Source organism: Chryseobacterium sp. S0630 (assembly GCF_024158915.1).
Classification (GTDB): Bacteria; Bacteroidota; Bacteroidia; order Flavobacteriales; family Weeksellaceae; genus Chryseobacterium.
The window spans coordinates 39,601-51,860 of sequence record NZ_JAMZGF010000036.1 but is presented as its reverse complement, the minus strand read 5'-3'; the positions used below and the strand labels follow the sequence as shown (position 1 = coordinate 51,860).

Genomic DNA, 12,260 nt, shown 5'->3' with positions numbered 1-12,260 from the left:
TGTGGTATCGGATTAAACTGAGAGTTTTCAATTGTTAATGTCTTTGTTATAAGGTCATAATGATCATTCATCGACATTACACCGCTTTCAGAGAAAAAACCGCCATGGATAATTATTTTCATAAAATTATAGATGATGATTGATAAATGATATTCTTTTACGAAGTTAATTTATAAATTCTAATTAAACATTCAACCTTAAACTTTAAAAAAAAATGAAACCGAAGTTCCATTTTATACTAATAATGAAGTTGTTTCATGTTAAAACACTTTAGCCCACTTCAGTAAGTTTAAAATGTTTCCGGATAGAAGTTCACATAAGATGAAAATCAAAGATTTTCAGAATACTTAAGTGTACTTATTATACATGAAGCTTAACTAAACAAAACTTAAGTGTTTACAATATTATGAATTGTATGGTCAAAAAATAATCATTGCAAAAAGTTTATCCGCTTTTAATATTTTTTGATTATAGTCAGCTACTTATCCTGTGGTATCGGATTAAACTGAGAGTTTTCAATTGTTAATGTCTTTGTTATAAGGTCATAATGATCATTCATCGACATGACGTGTACCGTTAAATTATCAATAGAAATAGGTTCTCCAAGGTTGATATTGGTAAGGTTGGTATCTTTGATAAATCTTCCGTCAACTAAGATCACAAGACCTGAGCCCACAGCAGTCATGACATCGTTATGAATGAAAAGACCTGTATCTTCACCCAGACCGATTCCCAGAGTTCTTGGATTGTTGACTACTGCCTGGAAAAGACGTCCGATTCTTCCTCGCTGTACAAAATGCGTATCAATAATAACATTATCAATCAGACCTAATCCCTGAGTGGTTTTAATTTCTCCTTTTAATAGAGCTTCAGAACTGCTTCCCTGGTAGATCATATTTTCAGAAGCTGCAGCAGCTCCCGCAGAAGTTCCGGAATAAATAAAATCCTGCTCCTGATATTTTAATAAAACGGTATCATGAAATCTTGTGCCTCCAAGAATAGAAGTCAGTCTCAGCTGATCTCCTCCGGTGAACATCATGACATCAGCAGCATTTGCTCTGGCTACCATGGCGTCAGAATTGGCTTCCTCACGATTATGGATGTCAAGAACATTTACATTTTTAGCCCCAAGAAATTCAAATGCTTTTTTATATTCAGAACCTACGATCTGGGGAATTTGAGATGCAGTGGTAACGATTTCAATCACAGAATTTTCTTTCAGTTTTGATTCGTTAATGATCTTTCTTAAGATCCCACGTTCAAAAAAATTAAGATTCTTTTCGATATTCTGATCATAATCGGTTTCAGCAAAACTTCCTTTGTTTACAGCGCCTCCAATAACTATTAATTTTCCAACAGGTTTCGTCATGGTACAAAATTAAAAAATAATTAACATTCTTTGGCGAAATTCGTGCCATCTTTAGTTGATTTTTAATGTTTTAGGAATGTTAATTAAAATTAATTTTTTTTAACGAATCTTTAAATGTGGTATAGTTTCGTTTAGGGTTTTACATTATCTTTGGTTTTGAAAGGAGTTATTGTTAACTGTTAAAATGCCAATAGACTATGAAAATCGAAAAGATTCAGGCACTAAGAGGTCCTAACATCTGGAGCATCAGAAGAAAGAAGCTGATACAGATGAGGTTGGACTTAGAAGAAATGGAGAATTATCCTACCAATAAAATCGAAGGATTCCGGGAAAGGATTGAAAAATTAATCCCATCATTGATTACGCACCGATGCTCGGAAGGAGTGGAAGGAGGCTTTTTCCATAGAGTGGAAACGGGAACATGGATGGGACATGTCATTGAGCATATTGCTTTGGAAATACAGACCCTGGCAGGAATGGATGTAGGGTTTGGAAGAACCCGTGAAACAAAAACTCCGGGAGTATATAATGTGGTATTTAATTATATTGAAGAAAATGCCGGAATTTATGCTGCAGAAGAGTCTGTAAAGATTGCAGAAGCATTGATTGAAAGCAAAGACTATGATTTGAATGCATGTATTCACCGATTAAAAGAAATCAGGGAGCGTGTCCGTTTGGGTCCTTCTACCGGAAGTATTGTGGAAGAAGCTGCTTCCAGAAGAATCCCGTGGATCAGATTGGGAACGAACTCATTGGTACAGCTTGGTTATGGAGTGAATCAGCAAAGATTTCAAGCCACCATTACCGGAAAAACAAGTTCTATTGCGGTAGATATTGCCTGTAATAAAGAATTGACCAAAAGAATGCTTCATGATGCAGCTATTCCCGTACCTATTGGAGACTTGGTAGTAGATGAAGAAGATTTAACCGCAGTCATCAGAAAAATTGGGTATCCGATTGTTTTAAAACCTTTGGATGGAAACCATGGAAAAGGATCATCCATTAATGTCAATGATTGGGATGCTGCTAAGATAGGTCTTGAACATGCTCAGAAATATTCAAGAAAAGTAATTGTTGAGAAATATATTACTGGCTACGACTTCCGTATACTGGTGATCAATAATAAAATGGTAGCTGCAGCCAGAAGAGTTCCTGCCCATGTGGTGGGTGATGGAGAACTGAATCTTCAGCAGCTGATTGAAAAAGAAAATAAAGATCCAAGAAGAGGCTATGGCCATGAAAATGTCCTTACTGAAATTGAAGTTGATAAAGACACTTTAGAACTGCTTGATAAGCTTCAGTACACGCTGGAGACTATTCCTCAAAGAGGAGAAGTGGTTTATCTGAAATCAACGGCTAATCTTTCAACCGGAGGAACTTCCATTGATGTAACAGATATGGTGCATCCGGAAAATATCACGATGGCTGAAAGGATTTCCAAAATTATCGGTTTGGATGTCTGCGGAATTGATGTGATGGCAGAAAACCTTACCCAGCCTTTAAAAGAAAGTGGCGGAGCTATTATTGAAGTGAATGCAGCACCTGGTTTCAGAATGCATCTTGCACCAAGTGAAGGACTGCCAAGAAACGTTGCTGCGCCAGTGGTTGATATGCTTTATCCTCAGGGGAAACCTTTTACTATTCCAATTATTGCGGTAACAGGAACCAATGGAAAAACAACAACGACCAGACTTATTTCCCATATAGTAAAAAGCAATGGGTACCGGGTAGGGTTTACCACTTCGGATGGAATTTACATTCAAAATACCATGCTGTCAAAAGGAGATACTACAGGGCCGCTTTCTGCAGAATTTATCTTAAAAGATCCTACGGTAGAGTTTGCCGTTCTGGAAACAGCCAGAGGCGGAATTTTACGTTCCGGTCTTGGTTTTTCTCAATGCGATATCGGAGTTTTGACCAATATTGAAGAAGATCATCTGGGGATGAATGATATTCACAGTTTGAAAGATCTTACCAAAGTAAAGCGTGTTGTACTGGATAGCGTGAAAAAGAGTGGCTGGAGTGTTTTGAATGCCGACAACGAATATTCCATGAAGATTGTGAGTGATCTCGATTCTAATGTGGCTATTTTCAGTATGGATGAAAACAACCCTCATATTGTAAAATTTGCCAAAGAAGGAAAAATTACCTGCGTGTACGAAGAAGGTTTTGTAACCATCAAAAAAGGAGACTGGAAAATCAGAATAGGAAAAGCCAAAGACTTTCCGATTACGATGGAAGGAAAGGCCAGGTTTATGATTGAAAACGTATTGGCAGCCAGTTTGGCAAGTTATCTTTATGGATTCGGGATTGAGGATATTTCTAACTCTTTGAGAACGTTTATTCCGAGTGCTCAGCTTACTCCTGGAAGACTGAATGTTTTTAAATTCAAAAACTTTAAGGTGCTGATTGACTTTGCCCATAATCCTTCTGGATACGAAGCCATTGAAGATTATCTGAAAAACGTAGAGTCTACGAAGAAAATCGGTATTATTTCCGGTGTCGGAGACCGAAGAGATAATGATATCAGAGAATGCGGAAAAATTGCCGGAAGAATGTTCGATTATATTATCATCCGAAATGAGAAACATCTTCGCGGAAGAACGGAAGAGGAAATCAACGGATTGATTATTGACGGGATTAATTCTGCAGGCAGAGACGTTAGTTATGAGATCATTCCTAAAGAGATTGAAGCCTTGAAACATGCAATAGGAATGGCAGAAGAAGGAACGTTTATTACTGCTTTAAGTGATGTTATTTCCAATGCCATTGATCTGGTTCAGGAATATCAGGCCAAGGAATTGCTGGAAGACGATAAAAACGTGTAATACCTCTTTATAAAACTTATTAAAATTGCAATACGGAACAAAAAACGTATTGCAATTTTTATATCTATTGTGTTGTAGCAGATTGAAGTTTGTTTGATTAAAAACAGATGATATATCTGTGATGACTGTTGTACAAACAATTAAAAGTTAATCCTTACGGTTTCCCGTAGAGTATACCAACAACCTCTCCGTATATTTACAGCGTTTGTATAAACTAAAAGTACAAGTCAAGTTTTTTTAATGTCCTCCTTTTTTTGGGAGGATTTTTTATTGGGTGTATTCAATCATTATTTTTAAACCTTCTTTGTTTACGGAAACCCGTAACAATTAATTTTTTATGTTAAATCTCTAATTGGAGAATAGTTTTTATATTTGACTTCTAAACTAAAATCAAAACCATGAAAAATTTAAAGAAAATCTCTAAGGAGAAATTAAGAAGTATCAACGGAAAAGGAGGATGTCCTCCGGGCTGGCATGATTGCCCGGTGCCATGGAATGATAAGGTATGCATTCCGCATGATAATGAAATGGCATGTCCTGATTTATAAAAAACGATCCCTCGCTAAGAGGGATTTTTTGTTCTTATATTTCAAGTTTAAACATTTTCGCCCAGAGTTTATAAACTTCTTCCGGAGATATACTCTTTTCTAAATAGTTTTTATCAGGTTTTCCAGGTTTTCAGGCAGGAATATATATAGTTCTGCCTGTCAATTTAAAATAGGGTGTTTTTCCTTCACTATTTTGGGAGTTACAGGTTTAATTTTGCTCAACAATAAATAAAATTAAATCCATGAGAACAATCAATTACATCGTTATACATTGTACAGCAACACAACCAGATGTTAAAATAGAGAGCATTAAAAGGTATTGGAGGGAAAACCTGAAATGGAAAAATCCAGGGTATCATTATATGATAAAAGCTGATGGAAAAACAGTGAACACTTTGCCCATCGATCAGGTATCCAATGGAGTTGCAGGATGGAATTCTCAAATTATCAATATATCATATATTGGCGGTATTGATAAAAGCGGAAATCCAGAAGATACAAGAACGGAAGAGCAAAAAAAATCTATTGTAAAGCTGTTAAGAGAATTAAAATCAACATTTCCTAAAGCTAAAATTCAAGGACATAGAGATTTTCCCAATGTCTATAAAGCTTGTCCTAGTTTTGATGCTAAGACAGAGTATTCTGGTTTATCATAAGATGAAGTACTGCAAGATCGTTTTTAAATAAAAATTCCCCACTGTTAGGTGGGGATATTTGTTATTGAAAAGAATTAATTTGCTCTTTTACTTGCTCTAAAGTCAATTCATTTACCGCTCTACAAAAAGTTTCTAAATAAGATTTTTGTCCGTCATTTAAAGAAGATCCCTTGTGTGTTGGTAATACGAGTCCTGATCCATCAACATCAATAGTATAAGAATTTGTAAGGTCTATTTCTTCGTTGAATTGAGAGTTCATTTTTAATTGAAGCCATTCATTTACAGCATTCATATCATTAGATCTATTTTTAAAAAGATTATTCATTATTTCTATTTTGTATACTACAAAGATACGAAGAAAATCGGCTGGTCCATTTTGGTAAAATATGGATATGAAAAAACCCACTTTGTAGTGGGGTGGTATAATTTAATAAGGTTTATAAAAATCAAAAATACTAAGTAAAAGTACTGCAGAAAATAATATAAAGACTAGATCTTTATATTGCATTCCATTCCATTCCTTTTCGGAATGTAAAAATTTCAATTTGCCTATAGTAGCATCCATTATCCAATACAAAAGCCCTACACCAAAAATGAATGCACTTGCGACTGAGATTAAATTAAATACTGTTGACATTGAATTATTTATTTTACAAATTTACAAATTATTTTGGTTTGTCTTGATTGTCATCGACTTGTTTCATTATTTTTAACATATCATCAACTTCTTTAACATTAAGTTTGTCTTTATATTGATCAAAAATCGCTTTCTGCATCGCTCTGTCTTGTTCTCGATCTTTATATTCATTTATGGCTTCTGTAATTGCTTTAATTAGCCCAGGTAGACCATCAGATTTTAAAGTATAGCCTTTACTTTCATATCCGCCCCCGAAAACTGCTAATGTAAGAAATGCCAAAACAGTACCTTTCTTAATTCTAGATTTTAAATCAATTTTTCCAGGGCTATTAATGTTAACTTCTACTTCGAAATCATTTGATGATACATTTTTAATATCTAAAGCATAAATAACGTCCTCTAATATCTCTAAAAAATTATAACCCAAACCAAACAAACTACGTGCATTTATTCCATCTTCTTTTTGTACATTAATTATTAAGTGTGCTTCATTCTCTAAAACAAAAAAATCTTGTAGAGTTCGTTCAATAACATCTGCATATTTTCCTACTTCCGTTATTGCCTGATGGGCAGTAAACATTTTATAGATATTTGGATCTAATGAAACCCTGTCAAAATCCTCAATCCATTCTACACGTTTGTTTAGAAATTGTTCTGCAACATCAATTCTATCAAGTTCCTCTTCACTAAACTCTGCTATATAAGTTTCTTTAACAATACCAAAAGCTACCTTTGAACTACTATAAGATGGTATTATTACAAGATCACCTTTTTTAACTTGTGTATAAAATTTGAAAATCTGATTTGCAATTAGTGAAATTGATCTATCATTTTTAGTTCTTTCTCCTGTTTCTAGATCAGGAGTATAAAAATCAGCAACGCTTTCTTTAATTGCAGATAAAAATAAAAAGTCATCGTGAAAACGAGCACGTAACCTCGAAAGATCTCTCAAACTTATTTGTGAATGATCGAGGCCAACAAAATTATTTTCTTTAAAAGTATCATAAAATGTTCCTGAGTTAGTTCGTATAAGCCAATATCTTTTTCTAAATGGTATTGTTTGTACATTTTCAACAATTGTATCTAAGATACTATTATAATCAATGGGTAGGTCTATCATCATATAAATTTTAACTATTAGTTTAAGTGAAAGTATATTATATATACGACATATATAGTCGTATTATTAAATATTTGTGAAACTACAGAATAAAAATTGACGCTCATTACGGTTTCCCGTAGTGTATGCCTACACTATATCCGTATATTTACAATGTTTGTGAAAACACAGCATACATGTCAATTTTTTATCCTCCTTTGTAGGGGGATTTTTTATGATTGGAGAGGCCTTCAGGAATAAAAAATAAAACCTCCAAAATATCGGAGGTTTGTTTCTATAAGTTTTCCCAGGTTGTCTTTATACTCTGCATTTTTTTAAGATAAAAATACAAAGGAATAAGTTCTAATCGGAGTGTAAAGCTAATTGTTGGGTACACAAACGGAATAATGGCCATCATCACAAGACAAATAGCAATTCCTATTATTGCATCAATGATTGCTGCCTGTGGAGCCCAATCTTGTTCAAACCAAAGTCCGTAGGCCACAATCCCTTTAAATAAAAACAAGACACAGATTAAAAGTCCGGTCATTGAATAAGGATGGTTGGCATCCATCCCATATAAAGATAAAGAGACATGAGTCATCAGTGAGCCTGCCATCAAAAAAATAGTGGCTAGTGCACCTGCGATTAAAAAGATCCATAAGAAAACTTTAATCCAGGTGGGTAATAAGTTTCTTCTTCGTGTTAAAGTGTGGTTTTCAAATTCTGCAAAAGCGGTTGGCTTTTCTTCCATGGAGTATTAGTTTTATCAGTTTTTTATCCGAAAAAAGCATTCGAACTACCGATCCAGATGGCATCTTTTTTATTGAAATCTACATTTACCATGGCGGCTTTTGTCATTCTTCCAAGATTTTCCAGTAGGATAGGACGTTCGTCATTTTCCCGCCAAATATACAACAAACGGATCTCTGCTTTTGAAAAATCTCCGTTGATATCTTCAAAAATAGGTTCATAGTACACTTTTCTCTGCAAAATATAGTTTTCTTTATCCTGAATAGCCTCTGTGATTTCCTTTGTAGGATTTAAATTAACGCCACTTCCCGCAAATGAAAATAAAGGTTTCAATACAAAGTCATCCAGATTTTCAGTTTCCGGAAATTCATGCAGGAAATAACTCTTTGGAACAAACTCATGCTTCAGTAAAGGCAAAAGGAATTTTGAGATTTTAAAGAACCAATTCGGGTGAGTGATCCATTTGACATCCACTTCTTCACGGAAATCAAATTCTGTAGTAAGATCAGGAATATTATCCAGTTCGTCAAATATCACACGGTTGTAGATCCTTTTGATTTCGGTTAGCTTCCCATTATTTTCATAATAGAGCTTTCGTCCTTCTTTCTTTACTTTCGTCAGACATACGGTTTTAATGCCAATTAATTTTTCTGTCAGAGCAAAATCAATAGCTGTTTTCTGTCTTTCGGGAAAAATTTCGAGTAAGATGACATTTTCAGGATTTTCATCTCCTACAATCAGTTCTTTTAAATAGTTTTTAAAAGTTTCATGGGGCATAGGATTTCTGATCTCTGAAAGAAAAGGGTAGACTTCACAATACGTTTCCTCATATACTTTCTGGAAAGCATACAAAGAAGGAAAAGCCTGCAGCTCTATCAGCTGAGGTTCTATTGCTCCGTTTTCACTTTTGCAGACTCCAAAATCTATGGTGAAAAAGTGAGGCTGATGGGTATCATTGGGAACTCTACAGTTTTCAGGAATCGCTTTTTGAAGAAGCTCTGCCGGCATTGCCTTTATCTGGCTGATAATACTTTCGCTGGCATCTATAAGTTTAGCCTCAAATTCTTTGGTCAAAAAAATAGGACTTTCCGAAACTCTGAACGTAGGTTTTGTTCCTCCTTTTTCTGCCAATATACTTTTGAGTTGACTGTATTTTTCATCCGAAAACTCCTGATTGTACTGTTTTCTGTATTTTGGGATCATATTTTTTTTCTTTTGTGATGTTAAAAAATCGGACGTTTCTGCCCGATTGTTATAGGTAGCTGGAAGAGGGAAGTTCTTATAAACATGAAAATATTTACAAGATCAGTTCATGAATAAAAGGATATCTAGTAGTCCCAACTCATAATAACTTCCGGCATCCTTCTTCCAGCCTCCAACCTTCTAAACCAAAGTCTCTGCCTCTTTCAAAATGTTTTTTTTTGCAAATTGAAGGAACCTCGGAAGAATCTGATGTCTGGTCAGAATGATTTTATCTTCATCGTCTATTCTATCGATCGTTTCAAGATATTTTTCCATTCCGAAGCTTTCAATCATGGCTTCTTTGTTCTTTTCATCCTTTAGGTTTTCGATCAGCGATTCAGGATTGGCTTCCGGGTGAAACTGTGTTCCGAATATTTCCTCCGAAAAGCGAACGGCCATTACCGCTCTTTCAAGATTGATATGAGGACGGAATTTTTCAATCGCCATAACAGTCATTCCCAGTTCTTCGAAACGAGCATGATCCGGTTCAATAAACTGGTAGGCTCTCGAATCTACCGCATAAAAAGGATCCTGAAGATTTTTGAACAAGAATTCTTCTTTACCTTCCTCTGTTTTATGAACAGGCATTACTCCGAAAGAGTAAGACTTTCTTTTGCAGATATTTCCCAGATTCCAGTGAATACTTGCCAGCTGGAATGAATGACAGATCAGGAAAAGGTATTTTTTTTCTTCATGGTGTTGATTATGTTCAAAAACAGAGTCTAAAAAATTTGCAAATCGGTCTTCCCATGCAAAACCTTCACGATGTGGGTTTCCCGGACCACCGGAAGAGATGAAGATATCAAAATCTCCGATCTCCGGCATTTCATCTTTAAACCTCACGTCAAATGTCTTGATCACCACATTTTCTTCAGAGTTCTGCTGAAATGTTTCAGAAATTTCTTTAATGTTTCTAAAACCCTGGTTCACATGATTGTTGTTCATGTCCAGCAGAGCAATTCGAATATCTTTCATTACATCATATTTTTTGCAAAGTTACCAAAATATTATGAAGCAGGTTCACCATGGGTGATGCCATATTCGGTTTCAGAGATCATATAATCAACTACTTTCGTCAGATCGCCTGTTTCCTTAAAGATCTGAAGCTGTCGGTCTGCACCCGTTCCGTTTTCAAGAATTTTCCATGCGTATTCCACTTCATGACGGCACCCCAAATCATCTACCACATCATCAATAAACTCTAGAAGTTCTTTCAACAAATGAGGATAAGGAACAGATTCTTCTTTTCCAAAATCGATGAGATGGGCTTCGATACCGCTTTTGGAGGCGCGCCATTTATTTTCGTTCAATAATAATCTTCTGTAGCTTCTGAAACTCAGATTTTGCTGATGAAGTTTATAAATTTTAGCCACTAAACTCTGCATAATCGCTGCAAGACATACCGTTTCATCAATTCTCAACGGCATATCACAGATTCTGAATTCAATTGTAGGGTAGAACGGATGTACTCGTAGATCCCACCAGATTTTCTTGGCATTGTCGATAGTTCCTGTTTTTACCAGAAGATCTACATAGCTGTCGAACTCTGCCAGAGAGTTGAAATAACTCGGAATACCGGTTCTTGGGAATTTTACGAAGATTTCCTGTCTGTAGGATTTAAAACCTGTATACCTTCCAATCCAGAAAGGCGAATTGGTAGAAAGGGCATACACGTGAGGAAGGAAATACCTCATCACATTCTGAATTCTTACACCTTCTTCACGATTGGGAATTCCAATATGAACATGCAGTCCGAAAATAAGATTTTCACGGGCCACATCTCCCATATCATCTACGATTTTAATGTATCTTTCTCCCTGAGTGATATTGTTGTCTGACCAATGCGAAAAAGGGTGAGTACCACCTCCGGAAACACGAAGTCCCTGCTCATGGGCGATATTGATAAGGTGACGCCTTAAATTCGTTAATTCTGCTCTGGCTTCCTGTATATTCTGACAGATTCCCGTTTCCATTTCAATCATGGATTCGTGCATTTCGTGCTTTAAATTTTCACTTAAAACTGCTTTGCCGCCTTCAATGATTTTTGAAACGTGAGAAACCAGATCTCTGCTTTCAACATCGATGATCTGATATTCTTCTTCAATTCCAATAGTAAACTGATGATGCATGTATTTTTGTGTTTTTTAATTCTTTTTCAATGTTATTTAATGGAATCCTTCACGAATGTTCCCCAGGCAATATTCGGTTTCCCCGGAACATATTCTTTAGCTTTTTCAATAGCCAGTTTGGCAGCGTGTTCTATAATCCAAGCAAAGTTTTCTTCTCCTACAGAATTGCGATCTGCATCAGGAGCGGGATTACAGAAGTCGATAGCATAAGGAATACCATCTCTTACCGCAAATTCTACCGTATTGAAATCATATCCTAACGCTTTATTCATTTTAATGGTATAATCATGAATGGTTTTCAATAATTTTTCAAGCTCTGCACCTTGTGTCTGATGGGTGGTGGCATATCTTAAATGAGGTGCATTTCTTGGCTCATAAGGCATAATGTGGACATATTTTTGGCCCAGACAGTACACTCTGTAATAATCATCAAAGATAATTTCCTCCTGTACCATCATCACCAGCTGTTCCGTTTCTCCCAATTTGTTCCAGAGATCATCCGGATTTTCTACTCTGTATACGTTTTTCCAGCCGCCACCGTCGTGAGGTTTCATGTATGCCGGAAACCCTACATAATTGAAGATATATTCCCAGTCATGAGGGAATTTCAGGTTTCTGAATGAAGTTTCTGAAGTATTGTCCGGTCTTTCGTGCGATGGAAGCAGAACTGTTTTAGGAAGTGGAATTCCCAGTTTTGACATCAGTGCATTGTTGAAAAATTTCTCATCAGCACTCCACCAGAATGGATTGTTGATAACATAAGTGCCGTTAAGTGCGGCATTTTTTAAATAAGCTCTGTAAAAGGGAACGTCCTGCGAAATTCTGTCGATAATCACTGCATAACCATAATCTGCTCCCTGTTCTAATTTATCAATAGTAACGGGTTCAGCAATGATATCTCCACCTCCCAGTTCATTTACTTTTTCTATAAATGCCCAGGGAAAAGTGTCTTCCATACCGAAAAGAATTCCTACTTTTTTTGTCATAATTTTTGTTTTT

12 protein-coding genes are annotated in these 12,260 nt (G+C 35.8%); 3 read left to right on the top strand and 9 right to left on the bottom strand.

The features are described 5' to 3' along the window. Window positions 1-478: 478 nt before the first annotated feature. Window positions 479-1,369 (bottom strand): cyanophycinase, encoded by an 891-nt coding sequence (locus tag NK356_RS15755; RefSeq protein ID WP_253317425.1) that lies wholly within the window; start codon window positions 1,367-1,369, stop codon window positions 479-481. Window positions 1,370-1,566: 197 nt separating this feature from the next. Between NK356_RS15755 and cphA the strand changes: the two genes are divergently transcribed. The 3 genes from cphA to NK356_RS15740 all read left to right on the top strand — a co-directional run bounded on the left by cphA (window position 1,567) and on the right by NK356_RS15740 (window position 5,401). After that, a complete protein-coding gene (gene cphA / locus NK356_RS15750; protein WP_253317424.1) occupies window positions 1,567-4,197 on the top strand; it encodes a cyanophycin synthetase in 2,631 nt (876 codons plus the stop codon). A 398-nt stretch (window positions 4,198-4,595) separates the two neighbouring features. Beyond that, window positions 4,596-4,745, top strand: a complete 150-nt coding sequence (locus NK356_RS15745) for a hypothetical protein (protein ID WP_156106441.1) — start codon at window positions 4,596-4,598, stop codon at window positions 4,743-4,745. A gap of 242 nt (window positions 4,746-4,987) precedes the next feature. Continuing rightward, window positions 4,988-5,401 (top strand): N-acetylmuramoyl-L-alanine amidase, encoded by a 414-nt coding sequence (locus tag NK356_RS15740; RefSeq protein ID WP_253317423.1) that lies wholly within the window; start codon window positions 4,988-4,990, stop codon window positions 5,399-5,401. A 61-nt stretch (window positions 5,402-5,462) separates the two neighbouring features. Here the strand turns inward: NK356_RS15740 and NK356_RS15735 are convergent, their stop codons facing one another. From NK356_RS15735 to NK356_RS15700, 8 genes are all read right to left on the bottom strand, one after another. Further along, window positions 5,463-5,726: a hypothetical protein gene (locus NK356_RS15735; RefSeq protein WP_253317422.1), complete on the bottom strand. Its 264-nt coding sequence runs from the start codon at window positions 5,724-5,726 to the stop codon at window positions 5,463-5,465. Between the two features lie 102 nt (window positions 5,727-5,828). Next, window positions 5,829-6,038 (bottom strand): hypothetical protein, encoded by a 210-nt coding sequence (locus NK356_RS15730; RefSeq protein WP_253317421.1) that lies wholly within the window; start codon window positions 6,036-6,038, stop codon window positions 5,829-5,831. Between the two features lie 28 nt (window positions 6,039-6,066). Continuing rightward, the gene (locus tag NK356_RS15725) at window positions 6,067-7,161 is read right to left on the bottom strand and encodes a hypothetical protein (protein ID WP_253317420.1); all 1,095 of its coding nucleotides are present in this window, start codon (window positions 7,159-7,161) and stop codon (window positions 6,067-6,069) included. A gap of 271 nt (window positions 7,162-7,432) precedes the next feature. Then, window positions 7,433-7,891, bottom strand: a complete 459-nt coding sequence (locus NK356_RS15720; RefSeq protein ID WP_253317419.1) for a hypothetical protein — start codon at window positions 7,889-7,891, stop codon at window positions 7,433-7,435. 23 nt (window positions 7,892-7,914) lie between these two features. After that, window positions 7,915-9,093 (bottom strand): hypothetical protein, encoded by a 1,179-nt coding sequence (locus tag NK356_RS15715; RefSeq protein WP_253317418.1) that lies wholly within the window; start codon window positions 9,091-9,093, stop codon window positions 7,915-7,917. Between the two features lie 180 nt (window positions 9,094-9,273). Continuing rightward, a complete protein-coding gene (locus tag NK356_RS15710) occupies window positions 9,274-10,107 on the bottom strand; it encodes a type 1 glutamine amidotransferase (protein ID WP_034695494.1) in 834 nt (277 codons plus the stop codon). A gap of 32 nt (window positions 10,108-10,139) precedes the next feature. Further along, on the bottom strand, window positions 10,140-11,261 hold the full coding sequence (locus NK356_RS15705) for a carboxylate-amine ligase (protein WP_034695493.1): 1,122 nt from the start codon (window positions 11,259-11,261) through the stop codon (window positions 10,140-10,142). 32 nt (window positions 11,262-11,293) lie between these two features. Next, on the bottom strand, window positions 11,294-12,247 hold the full coding sequence (locus tag NK356_RS15700) for a RimK family alpha-L-glutamate ligase (RefSeq protein WP_034695492.1): 954 nt from the start codon (window positions 12,245-12,247) through the stop codon (window positions 11,294-11,296). Window positions 12,248-12,260: the final 13 nt, after the last annotated feature.